The sequence below is a fragment of the Fimbriimonadaceae bacterium genome (assembly GCA_019454125.1).
Lineage (GTDB): Bacteria > Armatimonadota > Fimbriimonadia > Fimbriimonadales > Fimbriimonadaceae > JALHNM01.
On record CP075365.1, the window covers coordinates 319,401 to 340,554 of the forward strand.

27 protein-coding genes are annotated in these 21,154 nt (G+C 64.5%); 10 read left to right on the forward strand and 17 right to left on the reverse strand.

Features of this window, described 5'->3' with window-relative positions; translation table 11 throughout:
• Positions 1-69: 69 nt before the first annotated feature.
• On the forward strand, positions 70-927 hold the full coding sequence (locus KF733_01585; protein QYK56176.1) for a hypothetical protein: 858 nt from the start codon (positions 70-72) through the stop codon (positions 925-927).
• Here KF733_01585 and KF733_01590 read toward each other — a convergent pair.
• Positions 924-1,772 carry a M48 family metallopeptidase gene (locus KF733_01590; GenBank protein QYK56177.1) on the reverse strand — a complete coding sequence of 283 codons (849 nt, stop codon included), beginning with the start codon at positions 1,770-1,772 and terminating at the stop codon, positions 924-926. The two genes, KF733_01585 and KF733_01590, sit on opposite strands and share 4 nt — an antisense overlap.
• An 85-nt stretch (positions 1,773-1,857) precedes the next feature.
• Between KF733_01590 and KF733_01595 the strand changes: the two genes are divergently transcribed.
• Positions 1,858-2,649 carry a PhzF family phenazine biosynthesis protein gene (locus tag KF733_01595; GenBank protein QYK56178.1) on the forward strand — a complete coding sequence of 264 codons (792 nt, stop codon included), beginning with the start codon at positions 1,858-1,860 and terminating at the stop codon, positions 2,647-2,649.
• 4 nt (positions 2,650-2,653) lie between these two features.
• On the opposite strand, the gene KF733_01600 is transcribed toward KF733_01595, so the two are convergent.
• The 7 genes from KF733_01600 to KF733_01630 are packed head-to-tail and all read right to left on the reverse strand — an operon-like array spanning position 2,654 to position 7,340.
• Positions 2,654-3,136, reverse strand: coding sequence for a chemotaxis protein CheX (locus tag KF733_01600; GenBank protein QYK56179.1), 483 nt, complete (start codon positions 3,134-3,136; stop codon positions 2,654-2,656).
• A 4-nt stretch (positions 3,137-3,140) separates the two neighbouring features.
• Positions 3,141-3,506, reverse strand: a complete 366-nt coding sequence (locus KF733_01605) for a response regulator (GenBank protein QYK56180.1) — start codon at positions 3,504-3,506, stop codon at positions 3,141-3,143.
• Positions 3,488-4,300: a protein-glutamate O-methyltransferase CheR gene (locus KF733_01610; GenBank protein ID QYK56181.1), complete on the reverse strand. Its 813-nt coding sequence runs from the start codon at positions 4,298-4,300 to the stop codon at positions 3,488-3,490. Before KF733_01610 ends, KF733_01605 begins: the two co-directional genes overlap by 19 nt.
• On the reverse strand, positions 4,290-5,327 hold the full coding sequence (locus KF733_01615; protein ID QYK56182.1) for a chemotaxis response regulator protein-glutamate methylesterase: 1,038 nt from the start codon (positions 5,325-5,327) through the stop codon (positions 4,290-4,292). Before KF733_01615 ends, KF733_01610 begins: the two co-directional genes overlap by 11 nt.
• Positions 5,324-6,190, reverse strand: coding sequence for an HDOD domain-containing protein (locus tag KF733_01620; protein ID QYK56183.1), 867 nt, complete (start codon positions 6,188-6,190; stop codon positions 5,324-5,326). The genes KF733_01615 and KF733_01620 overlap by 4 nt, the downstream gene beginning before the upstream one ends.
• Positions 6,191-6,201: 11 nt before the next feature.
• Positions 6,202-6,714 (reverse strand): chemotaxis protein CheD, encoded by a 513-nt coding sequence (locus KF733_01625; GenBank protein ID QYK56184.1) that lies wholly within the window; start codon positions 6,712-6,714, stop codon positions 6,202-6,204.
• 5 nt (positions 6,715-6,719) lie between these two features.
• Positions 6,720-7,340 carry a chemotaxis protein CheC gene (locus KF733_01630; GenBank protein QYK56185.1) on the reverse strand — a complete coding sequence of 207 codons (621 nt, stop codon included), beginning with the start codon at positions 7,338-7,340 and terminating at the stop codon, positions 6,720-6,722.
• Between the two features lie 129 nt (positions 7,341-7,469).
• On the opposite strand from KF733_01630, the gene KF733_01635 reads away from it, so the two are divergent.
• The 8 genes from KF733_01635 to KF733_01670 all read left to right on the forward strand — a co-directional run bounded on the left by KF733_01635 (position 7,470) and on the right by KF733_01670 (position 13,155).
• Positions 7,470-7,874 carry a hypothetical protein gene (locus KF733_01635; GenBank protein QYK56186.1) on the forward strand — a complete coding sequence of 135 codons (405 nt, stop codon included), beginning with the start codon at positions 7,470-7,472 and terminating at the stop codon, positions 7,872-7,874.
• Positions 7,874-8,260: a hypothetical protein gene (locus tag KF733_01640; protein QYK56187.1), complete on the forward strand. Its 387-nt coding sequence runs from the start codon at positions 7,874-7,876 to the stop codon at positions 8,258-8,260. The genes KF733_01635 and KF733_01640 overlap by 1 nt, the downstream gene beginning before the upstream one ends.
• Positions 8,260-9,621 (forward strand): acetyl-CoA carboxylase biotin carboxylase subunit, encoded by a 1,362-nt coding sequence (gene accC / locus KF733_01645; protein QYK56188.1) that lies wholly within the window; start codon positions 8,260-8,262, stop codon positions 9,619-9,621. The genes KF733_01640 and accC overlap by 1 nt, the downstream gene beginning before the upstream one ends.
• On the forward strand, positions 9,611-10,216 hold the full coding sequence (nusB, locus tag KF733_01650; GenBank protein QYK56189.1) for a transcription antitermination factor NusB: 606 nt from the start codon (positions 9,611-9,613) through the stop codon (positions 10,214-10,216). Before accC ends, nusB begins: the two co-directional genes overlap by 11 nt.
• A 14-nt stretch (positions 10,217-10,230) precedes the next feature.
• On the forward strand, positions 10,231-10,557 hold the full coding sequence (locus tag KF733_01655) for a hypothetical protein (protein QYK56190.1): 327 nt from the start codon (positions 10,231-10,233) through the stop codon (positions 10,555-10,557).
• Positions 10,558-10,639: 82 nt separating this feature from the next.
• Positions 10,640-11,386, forward strand: a complete 747-nt coding sequence (locus KF733_01660; GenBank protein QYK56191.1) for a YebC/PmpR family DNA-binding transcriptional regulator — start codon at positions 10,640-10,642, stop codon at positions 11,384-11,386.
• A 27-nt stretch (positions 11,387-11,413) separates the two neighbouring features.
• Positions 11,414-12,490 (forward strand): rhomboid family intramembrane serine protease, encoded by a 1,077-nt coding sequence (locus KF733_01665; protein QYK56192.1) that lies wholly within the window; start codon positions 11,414-11,416, stop codon positions 12,488-12,490.
• The gene (locus KF733_01670; protein QYK56193.1) at positions 12,487-13,155 is read left to right on the forward strand and encodes a lysophospholipid acyltransferase family protein; all 669 of its coding nucleotides are present in this window, start codon (positions 12,487-12,489) and stop codon (positions 13,153-13,155) included. Before KF733_01665 ends, KF733_01670 begins: the two co-directional genes overlap by 4 nt.
• Here the strand turns inward: KF733_01670 and KF733_01675 are convergent.
• The 9 genes from KF733_01675 to KF733_01715 form a co-directional block, all read right to left on the reverse strand.
• Positions 13,131-14,591 (reverse strand): HlyC/CorC family transporter, encoded by a 1,461-nt coding sequence (locus KF733_01675; GenBank protein ID QYK56194.1) that lies wholly within the window; start codon positions 14,589-14,591, stop codon positions 13,131-13,133. The two genes, KF733_01670 and KF733_01675, sit on opposite strands and share 25 nt — an antisense overlap.
• Before the next feature lie 35 nt (positions 14,592-14,626).
• Positions 14,627-15,337 (reverse strand): diacylglycerol kinase, encoded by a 711-nt coding sequence (locus KF733_01680; GenBank protein QYK56195.1) that lies wholly within the window; start codon positions 15,335-15,337, stop codon positions 14,627-14,629.
• Between the two features lie 162 nt (positions 15,338-15,499).
• Positions 15,500-15,958 (reverse strand): rRNA maturation RNase YbeY, encoded by a 459-nt coding sequence (gene ybeY, locus KF733_01685; GenBank protein ID QYK56196.1) that lies wholly within the window; start codon positions 15,956-15,958, stop codon positions 15,500-15,502.
• 7 nt (positions 15,959-15,965) lie between these two features.
• Entirely contained in the window at positions 15,966-17,450 is a 1,485-nt protein-coding gene (locus tag KF733_01690; GenBank protein ID QYK56197.1) for an HDIG domain-containing protein, read from the reverse strand.
• A gap of 42 nt (positions 17,451-17,492) precedes the next feature.
• Positions 17,493-17,663: a 30S ribosomal protein S21 gene (rpsU, locus tag KF733_01695; protein ID QYK56198.1), complete on the reverse strand. Its 171-nt coding sequence runs from the start codon at positions 17,661-17,663 to the stop codon at positions 17,493-17,495.
• 24 nt (positions 17,664-17,687) lie between these two features.
• Entirely contained in the window at positions 17,688-18,266 is a 579-nt protein-coding gene (locus KF733_01700) for an HDIG domain-containing protein (protein QYK56199.1), read from the reverse strand.
• Positions 18,263-18,745, reverse strand: coding sequence for a very short patch repair endonuclease (locus tag KF733_01705; GenBank protein ID QYK56200.1), 483 nt, complete (start codon positions 18,743-18,745; stop codon positions 18,263-18,265). Before KF733_01705 ends, KF733_01700 begins: the two co-directional genes overlap by 4 nt.
• 1 nt (position 18,746) lies before the next feature.
• Positions 18,747-20,783, reverse strand: a complete 2,037-nt coding sequence (locus tag KF733_01710; GenBank protein QYK56201.1) for a S9 family peptidase — start codon at positions 20,781-20,783, stop codon at positions 18,747-18,749.
• Positions 20,784-20,812: 29 nt separating this feature from the next.
• The gene (locus tag KF733_01715; protein ID QYK56202.1) at positions 20,813-21,145 is read right to left on the reverse strand and encodes a histidine triad nucleotide-binding protein; all 333 of its coding nucleotides are present in this window, start codon (positions 21,143-21,145) and stop codon (positions 20,813-20,815) included.
• Positions 21,146-21,154: the final 9 nt, after the last annotated feature.

Consider the following 21,154-nt stretch of genomic DNA (forward strand, 5'->3'; position numbering starts at 1 on the left):
GAGGTCTGGTCAGACCCCGAGATCCAAAAACTTAGCCGAGAGTTCGTCACCGTCGCGGACGAGGTCTACATGCTCTATCCGGAGGACTCCGGCAACCTGGCGCGGGTGCAGAACGACCCCGCCCACCTGTTCTTCAAGAAGTTCGGCGAGTCCATGCCCAAGGGCGACTGGAACCATCCCGGGACGAAGCAGGGCGTCTACATGATCGGGCCGAACGCAGAGTATCTGGAGGGGAGGTTCGCCGCTTCTTCGGACCCGGCCGACATGCAAGCCCGCCTTCGCAGGGCCCTCGCCCGCTGGGAAAAGCTGCGCGAGGAGAAGGGATATGCCGGGAAACCGGTGCCTGCGGTGAAAACCACCATGCCACCGGAGGTGGAAGGCGGGTTCGTCCTGCGGGTCAACATGCGCGACCTGCCGCGAGGCGACGGCGACGACAGCGGAGCGAGGCACGAAGACAGGGACAGGAGCGGCGACCCCTGGATCGGGTTCACCCAGTGGGCGTGGAACGAGAAGTGGATCGGTCTGGAGACGGGCTACCCGTTCGTGCCCGAGGGCTCCGAAGTCGAAGTGGTGGACGAGGCGGTCGTCGGCAGGATCTGGCGCGAGATGCTGGTCGACAATGTCCGGGGCCAAGCGCCGGAGTGGCGGCCGCAGGACGTGAAGAAAGCCGTGCTCACGAAGGGCCGCATCGCCGAGGCAGACGGCACCGTCACCATCGAGTTCCGCGGGGAAGCGATGATGAACGACGGAAGCCGAGGCTATGAGGCGACGGTCTACGGCCAGGGCACCTGGAGCAAGGACGCCTGGGAGTTCACGTCGTTCGACCTTGTGGCGGTCGGGATGCGTAAGGGGGCGTCCCGGTTTAACCAGCGCGAGAACGACCTCGGCCCCGCTCCGATGGGCGTGACCCTCAGCCTTTACCGCTAGACCGGTCCGGCGACCTGCCCGTGCTCGACCAGCCGCTCGTAAGCCCCGGAGAGGTACCACTTCTCCAGTTCCTTCGTTCGGTGGACCGGCATGGGGTGGGTCATCCGCGAGCCGTAGAAGAAGAACACGATGGCCTTGCCGATCGAGTCCAGAGCGCTCATGTCTTGGTAAGCCCTCGATTGGTCCAGGAAGCTTTCGACGCTGGCCTCGTTGTTCAACCGCGAGGGCCCGGCCGTGAGCAAAAGGTTGGCCGATGCGCTGAGGTTGAAGTCCTGGGCGCAGAGCAGCCCGGCGCGGTCCGCAGAAAGCTCGGCCTGGCGCGACCACTCCAGGAACGCGAGGGCCAGCCCGATGCCGAGCGTGTCCCCCAAGCCCAGCGTCCGCCGCCCGATCGCTTCCAGCAACGGGAAGATCACGGCCGCGATCGAGTGGAACAGGAGGTGGCCGCTCTTGATGTGGCCGAGCTCATGGCCCATCAAGTGGAACAGCTGTTCGTCGCTCAGGGCGTCGACGATCGAACTACGGACCGTGATGTAAGGGCGCTCGACCCCGCCCGCGAAGGCGTTCGTGAACGGATTGTTGGAAATGTAGAGCTCAGGTTCCGGCACGTCCAAGATCGCGCAGCACTCGCGCATGATCTCGTACAAAGTCCCGTACTGGGTGGGGCCGCACCGAACCGAAACGGCCATGTTGTAGCAGTACATCCAGCGGTCCCAACCCAGCTCGTGGAACTTGCCCAGCACCTGCGGCAGCAGGGGCAGCCGTTCCAAGGCTGCCATCGCCTTCCTGTCCGTGTCGGCGGTGTACTCGTCCGCGTTGAGGCCGGGGAATCGCTTTCGCTGCATCTTTCTGAAATAGTCTACGCCCGCAGGTTTCGGATCGACCGAAGTCTTGCGTCTCGGGCAGTAAGGCCACCTGTATAATCATCGGGTGGCTCACGCGATTTATTTGGTGGACGCCTTTGCCGAGGACAAGTTCCGGGGGAACCCGGCCGGGGTCTGCATCCTAGACTCCCCCGCCAGCGAGGATTGGATGCAGGCGGTCGCGGCCGAGCTGAACCAGGCTGAGACCGCATTCGTGAACCCGGAGAACGACTCCTGGAACCTCAGGTGGTTCACCCCCCGCACAGAAGTCGACCTCTGCGGCCACGCCACCCTGGCCTCCGCCCACGCCCTCTGGGAAGCGGGGGCTGAGACGGCGGCGACCCCGATCGTCTTCAACACCAAAAGCGGCCGCCTGGTCTGCGAGCTCCGCGAGGGCCAGATCGAGATGGACTTTCCTGCGGAGCCGCCGGTCGAGGCCGACCCCCCGTTCGACCTCGCACCGATGCTCGGCGCGAACCCGGTCTGGTTTGGGAAAACGCCGCGAATGTGGTTCGCCATGCTCTCAAACGAAGAGCGCGTCCGGCACATCAAGCCGGATCCTCCGACGGTCTCCGGCATGGGGCTGCTCGGACTGGTCGTCACGGCGCGGTCCGAGACGCCTGGCGTTGACTTCGTCAGCCGCGTCTTCGCGCCCCGGGTCGGCATCAACGAAGACGCGGTCACGGGTTCGGCGCACTGCGCCTTGGCCCCGTTCTGGTCCCCGATCCTCAAGAGGAACGAGATGACGGGCTACCAGGCATCGGGCCGTGGGGGCCGGGTCGGAGTTCGGCTGGCGGGCGACCGCGTCACCCTCGTGGGAGCGGCCACCACCGTGCTTTCGGGGCGGATCCGGGTTTGAGCCGCTAGGCGGCCGCTTCCAGGATCCGCTCCTTCAGCGAGACATTGATCTCGATCTCGCCCACGTCGCCGACCTTGATCGGGATGACGAGCGCGGGGATGTCTAGCGTCGAAATGTTGACGTTCGTGCCTTTGACGATGGTCGGCGGCGTGATGTCACAGGTGAAGCCCTGCGCGGCGAGGAGCGTCATCGCGTTGCCGCTGATCATGTTGCCGAGCTCGGCGATGGCGGACGCGGCAAGCTGGTCGAACGTGACGACGGGCGCCCCTAGCATCAGCGACGCGATCTTGTCCGCGCAGACGATCGTCATGCCATAGATCACCTGGCCCTCGATATCGCCCGTGATGCCACAGACGATGTTCACCTGTTGGGTCGTGAAGACCTGCGGGCGTGCCTTAAGCTGCCCCCTCTCGGGAGCAACCTGGAGCAGCGTCTGGACGACGCTGATGCCCGCCTGGACGAATGGAAGGACGTATTCGACTTTCATCGCCCTAAGCGGCCAGCTGCTTCGTGATCGCCTCTACGACCCTTTCCGCCTGGAACGGCTTGACGATGAAGTCTTTCGCCCCGGACTGGATGGCTTCGACGACCATGTTCTTCTGGCCCATGGCGGTGCACATCACGACCTTCGCGCCGGGATCCTTGGCGCGGATCTGGCGCAACGCCTCTAGACCGTCCATTTCCGGCATCGTAATGTCCATGGTGACAAGGTCGGGCTTCAACTCGTCGTAGAGCTTGACGGCCTCGTTTCCGTTCGCCGCCTCTCCAACCACCTCAAACCCGTTTTGGGTGAGGATGTTTTTGAGCGTCACCCTCATAAAAAGGGCGTCATCAGTGATCAAGATGCGTTTCGCCATTCGCTTACTCCATTATCGGGTTTCTGGTAGAAAAACGGCAGGTTGTTCTGGAAGCCAATTTCCTCTGAGCGGAAAATGCGTTCCGTACTGCCTACAAACAGGTAACCACCTGGCCGCAAAGCGTTGAAGAAGCGCTCGTAGAGCGCAGATTTCGCCTCGTCCGTGAAATAGATGACGACGTTTCGGCAAAGGATTAAGTCGTAGTTCCTTTCGAAGGGATCGGCTAAGAGGTTGTGCTTCTTGAACTTTAGATAGCGCTTAAGGTCTCCGCAAGCCTTCCACCCTCCGTCCCATTCGGCCAGGTACTTGTCCCGGTACTGTTTCGGGACGCCCTTCACGTCCGCGTGGGTGAAGAAGCCTTCGGCCGCTTGGGCCAGCACCGATTGGTCGATGTCCGTGCCAATGATCTGGTGGACACCGGCGAACTCAAGGTCGAGCGTCATCGCGAGCGAATAGGCTTCCGCGCCATAGCTGCACCCCGCGCTCCAACACTTCAGCCGCAAGTTCGACTCAAGCAGTTTCGGGATCACTTTCGTACGGAGGACTTCCCACTTTTCAGGATTGCGGAACATCTCCGAAACGTTGATGGCGAGTTTGTCCAAGAACCAGGCGACGTTCTCCTTTTTCGAAACGACCCATTCGCCAAACTCTTCAAGGTTTGTGCAACCTTGGTTCTCCGCCATCGAGAGCGTCCGCCGCTGTAGCTGGTTGGCCTTGTACTGGTGCAGGTCCAAGCCCGTCGCCTTCTTGATCCTGGAGTAGAAACTGGACCAGTCGGTTTCCTTAGGATGCACGCCGCACGCTCCCGCTGAACTCAGCGACGACTTCCGCGGCCATCCCGTCGAGGTGCACCTCGCGGTCGATGCCGCCGATCTCCTTGGCAGCCCGCGGCATGCCATAGACCACACAGCTCTCTTCGCACTCGCCGAACATCTTTCCGCCCGCTTGTCGGACGGCGAGAGCGCCCTGGGCGCCGTCGCGGCCCATGCCGGTGAAGACAACGCCGAAGCACCGCTTGCCAAAAGCCTTCGCCGCAGACTCAAACATGATGTCGGCGGCCGGTCGCACGCCGTGGATCGGCGCGCGATCGTCGAGCGACACGCGGCCGGCGGCGTCCACCGTCATATGTTTGCCGCCCGGCGCCAGCAAGGCGAGCCCGGGGGCGAGGCGGTCGCCGTCCTCGGCTTCTTTACAGGCCATGCCGCCCAGTGCGTCGATCCGCCTGGCGAGGCTCGCCGTGAAACCGACCGGCATGTGCTGCACGATGAGGCACGGGGCCGGAAAATTCGAGGGTATGCCCTGGAAGAACGCGACGAGCGCCTTCGGGCCGCCGGTGGAACTCGCGACCAGAAGCACGCGGTCGTCGTTGCCGCTGAAACTGGGAGCCACCCCGGGGCGCGTCGTACGCACGGTCTTCTGGAGGCGGACGTACTTCGCCGCCTTCAGCTTCTGGACCAGTTCTGCCTTGCTCTGGACAAACTTGAGGCTCGACCCGCCGCCCGGTTTGGCCAGCAAGTCGATCGCGCCGACCTCCAGCGCAGTGACGCTGGCATCGGCCCCATCCGTGGTGAGGCTGCTCACCATGATCACAGGCGTCGGACACTCTTGCATGATCCGCCTCAGGGCGGCGATGCCGTCCATCTTGGGCATCTCGACGTCCATGGTGACGACGTCAGGCTTTAGCCTCTTGACCGCTTCGACCGCTTCGGCCCCGTCGTTGGCCGTGCCGACCAGCTCAAAGTCGTCTTCCGCCTTGATCCAGTCGGTCAGGATGCGGCGGATGAAGGGGGAATCGTCGACGACGAGGACTCTAAGCTTCATATCCTCGCCAGCTCCGCGAACAGCTTCTCGTACTCCTCGTAGCCCACCACAAAAGTATCGGCCAGCGCATCGAGATCGTCAGGCTTCAGGCCGAGCCGCTCGAAGCTGCCCTCGCAGACTCGGTACAGAAGTCCGTCGCCGCCGAGTCCGAAGCCCATCGTAAGTGTAAGGAAGTTGCCGACGTGGACGCAGTCCACCAAGGCCGAAGGCTCGGGGCACTCGTCGGGCTCGTGGTGGTAGCGGATCGCCGAGACGATCTCGTCAGGAAGGTTCCATTGGCGGCCCAGATGCTCGCCGACCTCGGTGTGGTCATATCCCAGGATCTTGCGCTCCGCCTCGTCAAAGGGGACGTTGGCCTTCGCGCTGTACTCCGCGATCAAATTGCTCTTGTTCTCGAGCCACACGCTGAGCGCGACCTTTCCGATGTCGTGCAACAGGCCGGCGGTAAAGGCGAGGTCCGGGTCGCACTTCTTGCACTCTTGGGCGGCGAGCTGTGCGCCGAGGGCCGTCCCGAACGAGTGCGTCCACAGCTCCTTCGGCCCGAGGTTGTAGCCGTCGAGTTTACGGCTCATCCAGGGGTAGGTCGCCGCGACCATGCAGAGGTTGCGGACGCACCGCATACCGAGCACGACCACCGACTCCTGGAGGTTCGAGACCTTGCGCTGCAGACCGTAGTAGGCAGAGTTCGCAAGGCGCAGCACCCGTGCCGTCAGCGCCTGGTCTTGAGCCAGGATGTTCGCGATGCTCCGAGCGTTGCTGGTGCTGCTGTCCGCTTCGCGCATGACCTTCATGGCGGCGGCGGGCAGGCTCGGCAAGTCGGGTGTCCGCTTGACGATGTCTTCGAGCGTGATGGTAGATGACATGCGTGCCCTCCCTAAACCCTCAGCGAACAAAGCTGCTGTTCGCCCTTATGGATAGTCTTGACCTTTACGACCCCCGTCGTCAGGTCTGCGATCATAGTTCGGCCCGTTCCGCCCCCCACGTCGAAGGCGACGACCCGCCAGCGAGCCTCGCGCAGCCACTTTTCGACGGCCACAGAGTTCCGTGCGCCGACGTCCAAGCGGCTGGTCGAACTGGGGTCGGCGTTCCCGGCCCGGAAGACTTGGGCGCCTCCCGCATAGGCGACGACGACTTTGCTCATGTCCGCACCGAGCTTTGCCATCCCCTCGGCCAAAGCGGGCAAGCCGGTGTCCGCGAACTTGCCCGGCTTGTCCACCGGCTTGTCCTTGAACGCCTCCGGGAGCATGATGTGCACCATCGCGGAGACGCGGCTCGTCGGGTCATAGGCCAGCAACCCGATGCAACTTCCCAAACCTAGGCAGGAGTAGATGATCGGCCGATCGGATACCTGGAGGTCGGCCATTCCCACCATGACGCTCGCTGCCACCGCCACTAGGCGGCCTCCGGGATCCCCAGGCGCCGCATGATGACGGCAAGGCCGGACTGGGAAGGGAAGCAGAGGAACGTGCCCTTCACGAGCGGCACGTCCGTGCTGAAAAGACTGGTCTCGATCGCGAGCGCGGTCAGACACTCAGACTCGGCCTGGGCCAGCATGCTCGAACTGATCGCGCCGAGCGTCTCGACGGAGACCAGCGGGGGCTCTGCGTGAAGCTCGACCTGGGTCATATCAGAGATGGCTCTTAAGAAGCTCCCGCAGAGGATGTTGCCGATCTCCAAGGCGGTGGAGGCGTAAAATTCGTCGATCTCGGCCGGGCTCGCCGGGCTTTGCCCCAGGAGCATCTCCCAGAGAGCGCAAGAACTCTCCCAGGGGAAGATGAAGGCGGTCGTACCAGTTATCTCGCCCCCGAAAGGCACATAGGTCGCCATCGCGACCGCATCGGGGTCATCGCCCAGCTTCGAGGTGTCGGTCCCGTCCAGGGTGAAGACCTCGGGAATGTCCATGTTGAACGGACGCCCGGTCAGGTCGGCGAGCGATGTCGTCGCGTGTCCGAGCCCGACATTGGCCATTTCTTTGACCGCGGAAGTTTCGAGTAACCCAAGTCCGATCGCCATGTTCCCACCCTGTCACGAGGCGTACGCCTCCAAGCCGTTATCACAGGTGTTCCACGGATGCTTTACCGGGAACCCCGTATTCCCGCGAGGTTGGCGACCGGCATTTGATCTGGACGGTAAAATGGTCGGATGCCCGGCTTGGACGAAGAGGCGATCCGAGGGCTTCTTCGGACGGCCCAGAAGCATGGCCTTCGCCAGGTTCGCCTGAAGATCGGATCGAGCGACTTTTCCGCCGTCTTGCCCCGCTCGGCGCCGAAGAAGCGGTCCCCCGACGCGGTGGCCGCCGTGACCGTCCCGACAGGTCCGGAGGAGGTCGATGTGACGGCCCCGGTCGTGGGCTATTTCGACTGGCGCAAGGAGCCGGTGGCGGTCGGGCAGAAGGTCGAGAAGGGCCAGGTGATCGCCGAGATCGTCGCGCTCGGCCTCGCAAACGATGTCGTTTCGCCCGTGGAAGGCGAGGTCGTCGAGGTCTTCGCCGAGAAGGGCCAAGCGGTCGAGTTCGGCAAGCCGCTCCTCAAGGTGAGACCTTCCTGATGCGGCGCGGCTCCAGCATGGTCGGCGTCTTGGTGGCGGGCCTGATCGTCGTCGTCCTGGCCGTCGTCTTCGCGGTGGGAAGCGGATCCTTGACGAGCCTCTTCGGCGGAACCCCGGAGAACAAACGGCCGGACGGCAAGGGCGCGACCCTGGTCGGCCAGAGCCGGTACGCGGCGAAGGACGCCGTCTGCCGCACCCAGCTGAGCCAATGCCGCCAGGCCGTGCAAGTCAATACCGACCCGGTCGAGAACAGCGCGCCGGCGAGCCTGGAAGACCTTCGCTTGGGCTCCGACCTCGTCCATTGCCCGGTCGGCGGCGAGCGCTACGACTACGACCCCGCGACAGGAAGGGTCGGCTGTCCCCATAAAGGTCACGAGAGCTACTGATGTTCAAGAAAGTACTGGTCGCCAACCGCGGCGAGATCGCCTGCCGAGTTATCCGCGCCTGCCATATGCTGGGGGTCAAGGCCGTGTCGATCTACTCCCAGGCGGACGCGGACAGTCGCCATGTCTCGATGGCCGACGAGAGCGTCTGCATCGGTCCTGGCACCAACGTCGAGAGCTACCTGAACGCCCCGAACGTGCTCATGGCCGCCGAGATCACGGGTTGCGACGCCGTCCACCCCGGCTTCGGATACTTCAGCGAGAACGACCGTTTCGCGGAGGAGGTCGCGGTTATGGGCCTCAAGTTCATCGGCCCTTCGGTCGAGGCGATCCGCGCCATGGGCGACAAAGCCTCGGCCAAGGAGGCCGCGGTCCGGGCGGACTGCCCGGTCGTCCCGGGCTCTGACGGCGTGGTGGAAGGAGAGTCGGAGGCGGCCCGCATCGCCGCCGAGATCGGCTACCCCGTCGTGATGAAGGCGTGCGCGGGGGGCGGTGGCCGTGGCATCCGCCGCGTGAACTCGGCCGACGAGCTCGTGCGCAACTGGGACATGGCGCGGCAGGAAGCCCAGGCGAGCTTCGGCGACGCCGGGATGATCATCGAGAAGTGCGTGGTGCAGCCCCGTCACGTGGAGATCCAGGTCCTCGGCGACGAGCACGGGCGGCTGGTCTACCTGGGCGAGCGCGAGTGCTCGATCCAGAACCGCCGGCACCAGAAGATTGTGGAAGAGGCGCCCTGCGCCTTCATCACGGAAAGCCAGCGTAGGGAGATGGGTGAAGCGGCGGTGCGAGTGGCGCGGACGGTCGGCTACTCGAACGCGGGCACCATGGAGTTCCTGCTCGACCAAGACGGAAAGTTCTACTTCCTTGAGATGAACACGCGGATCCAGGTGGAGCACGGAGTCACCGAAGAGGTGACCGGGTTCGACCTCGTCCAGTGGCAGATCCGCATCGCCGCAGGGGAGCCCCTCGACTTCACCCAAGGCGACGTCGCCATCCGGGGCCACGCCATCGAAGCGCGGATCACTGCCCAAGACCCCGACAAAGACTTTGCCCCGTCCACCGGGAAGATCACGAAGTGGAACCCGCCCGGCTTCGGCGGCGTCCGCCTCGATACCCACGTCAGCACGGGCTTCATCGTCGCGCCGTTCTACGACCCCATGATCGCCAAGCTCATCGTGAAGGGGAAAGACAGGGCGGAAGCGGTGCGGCTGCTCGCGGTCGCGCTGCAAGAGTTCGAGGTCGAGGGCATCCAGACCAACATCCCCTTCCTTCGCAGGCTGGTGGCGGACGCGGACTACCGGTCCGGGAACGTGGACACGGGGTTCGTCGACCGCTTCCTCACCGAGGCTCCGGTTGAAGTCTGAGGCCGCTCCCATACGCTCCCGAAGGTTCGCGCGGCGCGCGGCCTTCCAAGCCCTCTATGCGGTCACGATCGGCATGGCCGAACCGGAAGACGCCCTCGCCACCGCCCTGGACGGGGCCGAGCTGGCGCCAGAGACGAGCGAGTTCTGCCGGGACGTCTTTCTGCGCGCGGCGACCGCCCCTGACGAGTTCACCGACCTCTTCAAGCCGCACCTGGCGGCGGGCTGGGCGCTAGACCGGCTCGCCGTGACCGACAAGCTCCTCTGCCTGCTGGCCTGCGTCGAGCTTTGGCACCGGCCCGAGGTCCCGCCCAAGGTCACGCTTGACGAATACGTCGAACTGGCGAAGCGCTTCGGGTCGGAGACCAGCCACCGCTTTGTGAACGGCGTCCTGGCCAACGTCCTGCGCGATTCGCCGAAGGCGGACTGGTCGGGGCCGCCCGTCGAGCCTGAGGTCGAGGAACCGGGGCCGGCCGAAGAGGCCGAACCGGGTCCAGAACAGGAGGCCGAGCAAGAGGAGTTGCACCAGGTGGGGCAGTGGATCATCCGCCAGCCCCAGCCCCTGGCTGAGGCTGACGAGCCGGCCGAGCCGTCTTAGGTAGCATCAAGGCAATGAGTATCGCAGAGGGATCGCGCGTCAGGGTCAAGGACCGGCCGATGAACGCAGAGGACGCCAAGGCGGGCCTTTACCCCCACATGTGCGGTCTGACCGGCGTCGTCGAGAACTACTACAACGACGAAGAGATCGCGGTGAAGGTCGACTTCGCCTCTATGCCGGACGTCTATCGCGACGTCCACACCGAGGCCACCGACCGGATGCGCAAGAAGTTCCGGGAGAACGAGAGCGAGGTCCGCAAGAGCGCCCTCACCAAGGACGAGCTCGACTTTGTGCCGAACTTCGTCGTCCTCGTCCGGAAGTCCGATATCGAGGCGATCTAAGCCGCGGGGAAAGAACCCGCCAATCTCGCTAGCCCCGTGCGGAGAGGACGGGACGGCAAGCTCTGCCAAAATAGAGATGGTTATGGCGGGGCATAGCAAATGGAAGAACATTCGCCTGCGGAAAGGCAAGCAGGACGCGATCCGCGGCAAGCTGTTCACGAAGCTGGCGCGGGAGATCATCGTGGCAGCGAAGTCCGGTGGGGGCGACCCCGCGATCAACGCCACATTGCGCGTCGCGATTGACAAGGCGAAGGCGGCCTCTGTGCCGAAGGACAACATCGACCGCGCCATCGCCAAGGGCGCAGGCGGCGGCGAAGGCACCAACTACGAAGAGATCCTCTATGAAGGCACCGGCCCTGGCGGGGTCGCGTTCATGGTCGAGGTCTTTTCGGACAACCGGAACCGCACGGTCGGGGAGCTCCGCCACGCTTTCACCAAGCACGGTGGCGCGCTCGGTGAGAACGGGTCCGTCGCATGGCAGTTCAAGCAGGTGGGGCAGATCAGCGTGAAGAAGTCGGCCGTGGACGAGGAGACCCTCACGCTTGCCGCGATCGACGCCGGGGCGGACGAGGTCACCGGTGATGACGACGAGTACTGGACCATCGAGACGCCAGTCAGCGCCCTCCACGCCTGCAACGACGCCCTTAACGCGGCCGGCATCCCCACCGAGGACGTCGAGGTCACAAGGCTCCCGACCAACATGGCGACCCCGGACGCTTCCGTGTTGCCGAAGGTCGTCCGACTCCTCGACGCCCTGGAAGAGCTCGACGACGTCAAAGAGACTTACATCAATGTCGAGATTCCCGAAGACGTCTACGAGAACGCGTAACCGTAATTCGTAGACCGTAAATCGTCAATGACCAGCCCTCGCCTCGCCGTCCCCTGGGCGACCATCGCCTTGGTCTTTGCCTGCCTTGCTGTGGCGTTCTTGGGCGTCTTCGACCCGGGGTCGACCGAGCGGCTCGCCTACCTGCCCGCGCGCCCCAGCCTGGCTGCCGCCCTCACGTGCCTCTTCGTTCATGCGAACCTGGTCCACCTGCTCGGCAACATGGTGTTCCTGGCGGCGGTCGGCCCTCGGGTGGAGTCCGCGGCGGGCCACTGGGGCTTGCTCGCGATCTTCTTGGGCGGCGGGGCGGCCGGGGTCCTGGCCCACCAAGGCATCATGGCGAGCCTGGGAGCGAACACCCCCCTGGTCGGCGCGAGCGGCGCCATCGCGGGGATCGCCGGCTATGCGGCGATCCGCTACATGCACCGCCGCGTTCCGCTCGCCCCCCGGGTCACGGTGACGGTCGGCGCGGTGACCCTCGCTTGGGTGGTGCTGCAGGCGGTGGGCGCGTTCGTGGCCATCGGCGGCTTCCCCGTCACCGCGTTCTGGTCGCACCTGGCCGGGTTTTTCTTCGGGCTGGTGGCCAGCCTCGTGATGCGCGCCCCGGAGCAGGCGCGGCTCCAATTCGGCTATGAGACGCTCGACCGCATGGGCGACCGGGGCCCCGGCGCCGTCCTGCGCGCGGCCGAAGCCCACCTCGCCGAGCACCCCGACGACCCACGCGCCCTGCGCGAACTCGCGGAAGCGCTCCACTCCATGGGCGAGACCGCCCACGAAGCCCAGATCCGGGCGCGCCTGGTCGAAGCCGTCCCGGAAGCAGAACGCGCGGCGGCGCTCGCCGACCTCGCGAGGGCGCAGGGGCTGCGGTTCCTCTCCCCCATCCGCCGCATGCGGCTCGCCTCCGAGCTTAGCGACCCGATTCTGCGCCGCTCTCTCTACGAGAGCGTGCTGGCCGAGCCGGAAGGCGAGAGCCAGCGGCCCTTCGCCCTGCTTAACCTGGTGGAGATGGGCGCGGACGAGGCGGGGGCCCACGTCCGCGAGCTGCGAGAGCAATTCGAGTTCCACCCAGCCAGCGACGCCGCCCGCGCGAAGGGGCTGCTGCGTTGAAGCAGCACTGGCGCAACGTGCGGCCCTACGTCCTGGGGCCGCTCATCCTGCGCTTGGCCCGGCTCCTGGGATCCACCTGGAAGATCCGCACGGTGGGGTACGAGGACGTCGAGGCCTTGCCGGGCGGCAAGATCTTTTCCGGCTGGCACGGGACGACCTTCACGGCGGCGGTGCTTTTCCGGGGCAAGGGAGTCTGGACGATCATCAGCCAGAGCAAGGACGGGGACATGCAGAACATCATCTTCTCCGGCTTTGGATTCCGCACCATCCGCGGCTCGACCGGGCGCGGAGGGGCCAGGGCGGCGGCGGAGAGCATCCGCGTCCTGAAGCAAGGCGCGACGATGGCGTTCACCCCGGACGGCCCCCGGGGGCCGACCCACGTCGTCCAGCCCGGCATCATCGTCATGGCGAAGAAGGCGGGGGTGCCGATCGTGCCGGTCGGCGTCTCGGCCGAGCGCCGGTGGCTCGCGCCGACTTGGGACCGCTACATGGTGCCGAAGCCCTTCGCCCGTTGCGTGATGGTCTTCGGAGAGCCGCACCGCATTCCGCGGGACGCCGACGAAGCCGCGCTAGAAGAGGCGAGGCTCGCCTTCGAAAAGGCCATGCTCGAGGTCGAGGCGGAAGCCGAGCGGCTCGCGGGTCACGAGACGGCGACGCCTTCCTGAACAGAACCCTCTTCCACGGGCTCGAGCCGGATTGCCAGGATGCGGCGTCCGTCCGTGTCTTCGACCGTGAACCGGTATCCGCTCTCCTCGATGGCCTCGCCCTTGGCCGGCTGACGCCCGAACAGTCCGAAGACATAACCGCCGATCGTGTCGAACTCCTCGCTGAGGAAGGCGGTGCCGATCTCGTCGTTCAGGTCGAAGAGGTTAAGTTTGCCGCCCACCACGTAGCCGATGCCGTTCTGGACGATGGGCAGCTCCTCGGGGTCGTACTCGTCGATGATCTCGCCGACGACCTCCTCGACGATGTCTTCGATTGTGACCACGCCCGCCGTGCCGCCGAACTCGTCCTGGACGATCACCATCTGCGACCGGGCGGCCCGCAGCTCCTGGAGAAGGTCGTGGAGGTTCTTGTTCTCGGGAACGTGGACGGCCGGGCGCATGATGTGCCGCAACTCTTGCTTGCCGTTGTGCACCAGAGCCTTTAAGATGTCTTTCGCATGCACGATGCCGACGATCTGGTCGTCTGTGCCTTCGTAGACGGGGATGCGCGAGTGGCCAGACTCGTCGATCAGGATCGCGACCTCGCTCAGCGGGGTCTCGACCGGCACCGCGTCCAGGTCCACACGAGGGGTCATGATCTCCCGGGCGACGGTGTCGCCGAACTCGAAGACGGAGTGCAGCATCTCCTTCTCGGTGCCCTCGATCTCGCCCGTCTCCTCCGCGGTGACGAGGATCTCCTTGATCTCCTCCTCCGCCTGGTTCACGGTCGAGAACGACGCCTTCGCCCCGAAGCGGCGAGTGAGGAGCGAGCCGATCGCGGTCGCCAGCCCGCCCGGGACAGAGAAGATCCACGCGAAGACGCCGACCATGCGGCGCAAGCGCATCGAGGTCATGACCGGGTTGGTCACGGCATAAGTGCGGGCGACAAGTTCCACGACCACGTTCAGGGCGATCGCCACAATGCCGATCGCCATGCAGGCGACGACCACCGAGGGCCAGCCTGTCTCCAAACCCGTCCGCGCCGCGACCCAGGGCTCGAAAGCCAGGGCCGGGACGATGCAGACCACATAGACCCAGAAGCGCATCGTCTGCGAGCCCAAGAAGCAGGTCGCGATGTACTGCGGCTTGTTCTCCAAGAGGTCGGTGAGGGACCGCGTTACCGCCTCGTCGCCGGCAAACGACTTGAGGTGCGAAGCCCGAAGGAGGTCGATGGCCGTCTCCGCCGCGACAAAGGCACCGTTCAGCGCCACAACGATCACCAAGGCAAGGAAGACTTCCAGTCCCAAGAGGGCTGACTGGCCCGGGTCGGAAAGACCCGCTTGGGCCAACAGGGCAAAGGGTGCCGTCAACACCGCAAACCCGAGGACGGTGTACATCGCCGAGCCGGTGCTTTCCCGCGCTCGACGACGCCGGATACTATGGCTTGGGTCGCTCATACAGTGGGCGGAAAATAATTGTACATTGATTTTGGCTATTTAGGCGTGATTCCAAAGAGCAGAATGCCCAAAATCACGCCGACTGTCGCTCCCAGGCTTAGTTCGAATAGGGAGTGGAACTTCGCTTCCCACCGGCTCTGGGCGATCACCGCCGCCAACAAAATGGCGATTGCGGAGACGGCCAAATTGTCCGTCAGGAAAAACACGCAAGTCGCGAAGAAGAACCCGAGGGCGCTGTGGCCGCTCACCAAACCGCCCTGTAAGACCTGGCCGTGCTTGCCAAGGCCCTTTCCGATCACCACGATGATGAAGACGAGGAAGACGCCCGCGATCAACCGCCAAATGATCGGGGCGCCGATGCTCTCCGCCGTCAAGCTGATGCGGATGCGTTCCCATTGGTCGTCGCCGACCGCGATCATCGAGCCCACGATGATCGCCATGATGGTGGTCACGAGCACCGCCCCCGCCGCGATGTCCTTGGCGAACTTGGCCAGCGGGTGGTAGTTCGGGCTCACCAAGTCCACCGTGGCCTCGATCGCGCTGTTGAACATCTCCGCTACCAAAACGAAGGTGATCATGAACATGAGCACCAGGATTTCGCGGATGCGCAGGTTCAAGATGAGGGCACCGAGCACCGTGATCAAGGTCACGAACAGATGGATCCGCATGTGCTTCTGCGTGCGGAAGGTGTGGACGATGCCGCTGAACGCCACTCGGAACGGCCCGGTTATGTCTCGCGTCGCCATGCGCCGCCCCTATTCAACCCGTTTTTCCGTATCCCCCCGAGCCCAAGGGGCGCGTATGGAGGATTTCCCCTCCCCCTTTCCCCCTCCCCAAGCCTGGGGAGGGGTGCCTCAATCCTCTCCTAACCGGTTTCGCCCAGTCAATGCTTGGCGCCGTGCCCGCGATCAGTGCGGAGCCGAGTGCCAATGGGGGTCGGTAGGGAGCCCGCATGCGGCGAGGGTCTCGTTCATGAGGGACACCATTTCGCCGCGCCCAGTGTCCGTCTCGTCGTCATAGCCGAGCAAGTGGAGGCCGCCGTGCACGGCGAGGTGGGCGAGTTCGACATGGACGGGCCAGCCGCGCTCGCGGGCCCCGCGCTCGGCGAAGTCCAGGGAAATGGCGATGTCGCCCAGGGGCGTGCCGGGCGCCCCCGGCCCCGGCCAAGAGAGCACGTCGGTCGATTCGTCCAGCCCTCGATGGTCTCGGTTCAGGGCACGGATGCCTTCGTCGTCGGTCAAGAGCACGTCGATGGTCGCATTTGGGACGCGGTGGCGCTCGCAGAGCGTGGCCAGGGCCCCCCGCAGGGTCGATTGCCGGAGCCTTCGGGCCGTTTCGTTCCGGACAGTGATCTTCGGGCTCGGCACGGGAGGCTCAGTAGGTCGTGTGCGACGGGAGGTTCGCCACGCCGGGCGAGGCCGGCGGCTCCAGGATCTCTTGCTGGCCGGGATAGACCACCCGTTCGTGGCGCAGGGCCTGGAGGGTCTTGGCGAAAGACTCCTCGATCTCGCGGAGCTCGCGGAACGTCAGCTCGCATTCGTCTAATTGGCCGTCGGCTCGGGCAGCCTCGACGATCGCGTGAACGACCGCACCGACGTCCTCGTTCCTGGTGAGGGTGCGGCTCCTGGCCTCGATCTGGTCCGCCAGGAGCAGGATCGCGGCCTCCTTGGTCTGCGGCTTGGGCCCCGGATAGCGGAACATGCGTTCGAGCTCGTCAGGCTCGTCGCTGTCCACGCCCCTCTGGGCGCGGTGGTAGAAAAAGCTGATGAGCGAGGTCCCGTGGTGCTGGCAAATGCCGTCGATCAGCACGCTCGGCAGGCGGTTTTCTTGGGCCAGCTTCACGCCGTCGGTCACATGGCTGGCGATGATCTCTCCGCTCAGGATCGGGGATAGGTCGTCGTGCGGATTCTCCCCCGCCTGGTTCTCGATGAAATAGAGGGGGCGGTTGATCTTGCCGATGTCGTGGAAATAGGCCATCGCCCGCACGAGGACAGGGTTGGCGCCGATGCGGCGCGCCGCGTTTTCACCAAGGTGGGCCACCCCCAGGCTGTGCACGTGGGTGCCGGGCGCCCGCAAGACGAGTTCCTTGAGGAGCGGGGTCTCGGGCGAGCAGAACTCTAACAGGGTCCAATCGCTCACCACGCCGAACGCCTTTTCCATCAAGACTACGCCGAGCCAGAAGATCGAAACGGCCGCGACCGCGGCCACACCCGACCACCCCGCGCTCTGAAAAATGTAGAGGAAGGGGGCGCCTTTCGCGATCTGCAAGGCGGCGGCGATGAGGATCTGGGCAAGACCTTGCGTCCAGACGGCGCGGAGCAAGTCGTTCCGACGCTTCATCGGGTTGACGACGTGCGCCCCGACCGCGCCCGCGACCCAGCCGACCGAGACCAAGTCCGGCGGAAGGGCACCCGTGAAGCCGGCCAACAGGCTCGTCACAGAGAGCGCGACGAGGGCCACAGAAGGGCCGAAAAGGCCGCTCACAAGCATCGCCATCGCCACCAGGGGCGCGATGAGCAGGTATTGCGAGGGAAGGTTGGCCCCGCCGCCGAGCGAGAGCCCGCCAAGCTGGACGCCGACGATGGCGAGCAGCGCCGCGACCCAGCTGGCCCGCTCCGCCCTGTCCGCCATCAGCGGCGAGTAATTCACGTGCTGCAGGTGATAGCGCACGAAAAGCAAGGCCGCGACGCTCATCGCGGCGGAGGCCGCGAAGACTCGAGGATCGACCGGCCACGAGCGGTGCACCACGAGCAAAGCGCCCATGACAAAGGCCCCGAACACTCGGGCGACAAGGATCCCCGCCTCGCTCTCCGCGATCTTAGAAAGGGAAGTGGCCCAGTCCTTCTTAGGCTGGCTCATGGGGTGCTACCTGGACGTGCCAGTCGCCGGCTGACCCTGAGATCAGGGTCGGGAGGAACGGCGTCGTTTAGCCCGGCGGCGCTTCTCGCTCGGCTTCTCGTAGTGCGAATGCTCTTTCAGTTCCCTCAAGAGGCCGCTCTGCTGAAGCTTAAGGTTGAAGCGCTTCAAGGCGGCGTCGATCGATTCGTTCGGGTGGACGTTTACGTAGACCAAGGGGACTCTTCCTCTAACCTACCACTATACCTTATCGGCTTGGACGGCGGTTCCCGCTAGGCCAAGCTTCTCCGCCTGGGACTTCATGGCCTCGAGCATGTTGCCGATGTGCTCTTCCGCCGTGAGCCCGATGGCCTCAGTGGCCTTCTGGATGTGGCCACGGTCCACCGGCGCGGCGAAGGAGGGCTCCTTTAGCTTCTTGGTGACGCTCTTCACCTCGACGTCCAGGACGCTCTTGCTAGGGCGGACGTAGGCCACGGCGGCGATGAAGCCGGTGAGCTCGTCGCAGGCGACCAGGTGCCGCTCCAGGCTCGACTCGGGCTGAACGCCCGTCTTCTCCGCATAGTGGCTCGCGATAGCGCGGACGATGACCGGATCGGTCCCTAGGCGCTCCAATTCGGCCATGCCCCAAAGCGGGTGCTCCTCGGGATGGGCTTCGTAGTCGAAATCGTGCAGGAGTCCCGTCACCCCCCAAAGGTCGGGGTCTTCGCCGAGCTTGGCCGCATAGTGGCGGAGGCACGCCTCCACCCCCAGCATGTGGCGGCGGAGCGAATCGCCCTTCGTGTGCAGGCACACCAAGTCCCAGGCCCGTTCGCGGTTCATCGGGACGATTTTGGCCCGGTTTGCGGCCGGTCGCGCAGGCTGAGGACGAGGCCGACGACTTGGTCAAGGCTCTTCTGCAGCTGGCATTCCCAGACCGTGACCACTGCATAGCCCAGGTCGGAGAGGCTGCTCACGGCCCGTGCGTGCCGGGCCTGGTTGTTCGCCACCTTGGCCTGCCAGAAGGCCCGGTTCTGTGCGGGCGAGCGGTCGCGCTGGCAAGAGGGGCAGCCGTGCCAGAAACAGCCGTGAAGGAAGACGGCCACTTTCTGGCGGCCGAAGACCACGTCCGGCGTGCCCGGAAGCTTGCGCACATTCTTGCGATAGCCGCGGGCGCCGGCGGCCCAGAGGGCGCGACGCAAGGTCCGTTCCGGCTTGGTCTCCGTGCCCCGGTTCCCCTGCATGCTGCGCCGCGTCTCTTCGCGCACGACGAGGGTCTCCCGGAGCCGGTTTATCCCATAAAGCCGGACGGTTTCCGACACGTTATGTAGCGAGCCACTTGCCCCACCACGAGACGATCTCGTTCAGGCGGTGAAGGCGCAGGTCTGGCGGGCCGTTGCGCGATAGACCGTGGCTGGTCGAAGCGGGATAACGCACATAGCGCGACTCGACCCCAAGGGATTGCAGCACGAAGAAGACTTGCTCGCTTTGCTCCACGTTGCAGCGCAAGTCTCCTTCACTATGGATGATAAGCATCGGGGTCTTGACGTTGTCAAAATAGGCGATAGGCGACTGTTGCCACAGGGTCTTGATCTTGTCGTGCTCTCCCCAGGCCTGTCCCCCAAAATAACCGTCTTTGTTGGCGGGAAAGTCGCAGTTCCCGGCCATCGAAAGCCAGTTAAAGACGCACCTGTCCGTGATCGCGGCCCGAAAGTCGTTCGTGTGCCCCACGACCCAGTTGGTCATGTACCCGCCATAGGAGCCCCCCATCACGCCCATCCGTCCGGGATGGATGTTCGGATGGTGTTGCATCCAGTGCATCACGGTTTGCACGTCCTGCCAGTCTTCTTCTCCCCAGTTTCCGCGTATCGCAGCGCAGAACTCTTCGCCATAACCTTTGGAACCCCTAGGATTGCTGTAGACCACAAAGTATCCTTCTGCGGCCAGCAACTGGAACTCGTGGAACAAGGCCCAGCCGTATTGCGCGTGCGGTCCGCCGTGGATCTCCAGAACAGCCGGGTACTTTTGCTTTGCGGTGAACCCGATAGGCTTCATACACCACGCGTGGACCTTCACGCCGTCCGTCGAATCCAGCCACATTTCCTCTGGCTCCGAGAGCGTGATCCCTGCCATAAACTCATCGTTCTGGCGGGTGGTCCGGGTGACCTTGTTGCTTTGGTCAAGGCGCAAGACGCCGACTTCTAACAGCTTCGTGGCGTCGCCGACCAGCATCGCCATGGTCGTGCCGTCTTGCGTCACATTAGAGCCTAACGCGAGGTGCTTCCCTTGGGTCACCCATGTCAGTTTGCCGTCCGCGACGTTTACGGCCGCAACGTTCACGGCGCCGTGGAAACCGATGCTCACGAAAATGCGCGACCCGTCCGGAGACCATTGGACCAGCCCGCTCCCGCCTCCGTCCGCGACGAAGCCGAAGGTCGTGTCGCTCAAAGCCAGGACGTCAAGGCAATAATCTTCCTTTTCAGTAAGGCATTTCGGCGCGCCACCTTTCAAGGGTTGCAGCCAAAGGCGTGTGTTGTGGACGCCCCAAGGGTCGTCCGGATTATCACTGCCCAGAAAGGCGACCCATTCGCCGTCCGGCGAGACCTTCGGGGTCGACTTCGCCCCCTTCGTCGTCGATTTAATCTGATGGGGCTTACCCTTCAGAGGCACGACAAAAAGTTGGTCGTTCGGCTCTTCTAAGAGAGGGCTGGCATTGGCGGAATGGGCCACGACCAACCCGCTCGAATCTTTCAACCAGTCGAAACTGTAGGAGCCTAGAGGGTCTCCCTCATAAAGCAACGTGTGCTTGCCCGATGCCACGTCGCAAACATAAACTTTGTACCTTTGGGCGCCGAAGAAGCCGTCGCCGTCGAGGCGGTACCAGATGTCCTCGACGACCCACGGTGGGGTGCTGCCGCCCTTTTCCTCCCGCTCCTTCTTCGCTTTCTCGGTGCGGTCCGGAGCGGTCTCGCGGAACGTGAAGGCGATCTTCTTGCCATCCGGCGACCAGGCGATCGCGCCGACCGAACCCTCCGGCAGGTCCGTAACCTTGGCCGCCTCGCCGCCCTCGGCCGATAGCAGGAAGATCTGGGGGGAAGGCTTTTCGCGCCCACTGACAAAGGCGATCCGCTTGCCGTCCGGCGACCAGCGGCCGAATCCTGCGCCGCCCTCCCCCTGCGTCCACTGGCGCACCTGGTGCGGCTCCGCGACGTCGACCGTGAACAGGTTCGTCACATACTTGTTCTTGTCGTTGATGTGACGCTTGGCGAAGAGGACCTGCCGCCCGTCCGGGCTCACCTGGGCATCGCCCAAGAACTGCATTTTTAGGAGGTCGTCGGCGCGGATCGGACGTTTCGGCATCACGGGGAGATTACCGAAGACCGGCCCCATCAACCGGGCGGCCAGGCCATGGGGCGGCCGCCAAGGAGGTGCGCGTGCAGGTGGGGCACGGTCTGCCCTGCATGCTCGCCTTGGTTGATCACCAGCCGGTACCCGTTCTCGATCTCCAGAATCTCCGCCACCTTCCTAGCCGCGTTCAACAGGTAAAGGTGGTCGCCCTCTTCGGGAACCTCGGCGAGGCCCGCGATCTCCTGCCGTGGGACGATAAGCACGTGGACCGGGGCCTTCGGGTCGATGTCTCGGAAGGCGACCACGTGGTCGTCCTCGTAGACGATGTCCGCCGGGATCTCCCGCGCAATGATCTTCGTGAACAGGGTTGCCATTCCTTTGAA

Coding starts and splice junctions, on each gene's coding strand:
- KF733_01585 (QYK56176.1), top strand. CDS start 70: ATGCTCTATCCGGAGGACTCCGGCAACCTGGCGCGGGTGCAGAACGAC.
- KF733_01590 (QYK56177.1), bottom strand. CDS start 1,772: ATGCAGCGAAAGCGATTCCCCGGCCTCAACGCGGACGAGTACACCGCC.
- KF733_01600 (QYK56179.1), bottom strand. CDS start 3,136: ATGAAAGTCGAATACGTCCTTCCATTCGTCCAGGCGGGCATCAGCGTC.
- KF733_01605 (QYK56180.1), bottom strand. CDS start 3,506: ATGGCGAAACGCATCTTGATCACTGATGACGCCCTTTTTATGAGGGTG.
- KF733_01615 (QYK56182.1), bottom strand. CDS start 5,327: ATGAAGCTTAGAGTCCTCGTCGTCGACGATTCCCCCTTCATCCGCCGC.
- KF733_01620 (QYK56183.1), bottom strand. CDS start 6,190: ATGTCATCTACCATCACGCTCGAAGACATCGTCAAGCGGACACCCGAC.
- KF733_01630 (QYK56185.1), bottom strand. CDS start 7,340: ATGGCGATCGGACTTGGGTTACTCGAAACTTCCGCGGTCAAAGAAATG.
- KF733_01635 (QYK56186.1), top strand. CDS start 7,470: ATGCCCGGCTTGGACGAAGAGGCGATCCGAGGGCTTCTTCGGACGGCC.
- KF733_01640 (QYK56187.1), top strand. CDS start 7,874: ATGCGGCGCGGCTCCAGCATGGTCGGCGTCTTGGTGGCGGGCCTGATC.
- accC (QYK56188.1), top strand. CDS start 8,260: ATGTTCAAGAAAGTACTGGTCGCCAACCGCGGCGAGATCGCCTGCCGA.
- KF733_01655 (QYK56190.1), top strand. CDS start 10,231: ATGAGTATCGCAGAGGGATCGCGCGTCAGGGTCAAGGACCGGCCGATG.
- KF733_01660 (QYK56191.1), top strand. CDS start 10,640: ATGGCGGGGCATAGCAAATGGAAGAACATTCGCCTGCGGAAAGGCAAG.
- KF733_01665 (QYK56192.1), top strand. CDS start 11,414: ATGACCAGCCCTCGCCTCGCCGTCCCCTGGGCGACCATCGCCTTGGTC.
- KF733_01675 (QYK56194.1), bottom strand. CDS start 14,591: ATGAGCGACCCAAGCCATAGTATCCGGCGTCGTCGAGCGCGGGAAAGC.
- KF733_01680 (QYK56195.1), bottom strand. CDS start 15,337: ATGGCGACGCGAGACATAACCGGGCCGTTCCGAGTGGCGTTCAGCGGC.
- KF733_01690 (QYK56197.1), bottom strand. CDS start 17,450: ATGAGCCAGCCTAAGAAGGACTGGGCCACTTCCCTTTCTAAGATCGCG.
- KF733_01700 (QYK56199.1), bottom strand. CDS start 18,266: ATGAACCGCGAACGGGCCTGGGACTTGGTGTGCCTGCACACGAAGGGC.
- KF733_01710 (QYK56201.1), bottom strand. CDS start 20,783: ATGCCGAAACGTCCGATCCGCGCCGACGACCTCCTAAAAATGCAGTTC.
- KF733_01715 (QYK56202.1), bottom strand. CDS start 21,145: ATGGCAACCCTGTTCACGAAGATCATTGCGCGGGAGATCCCGGCGGAC.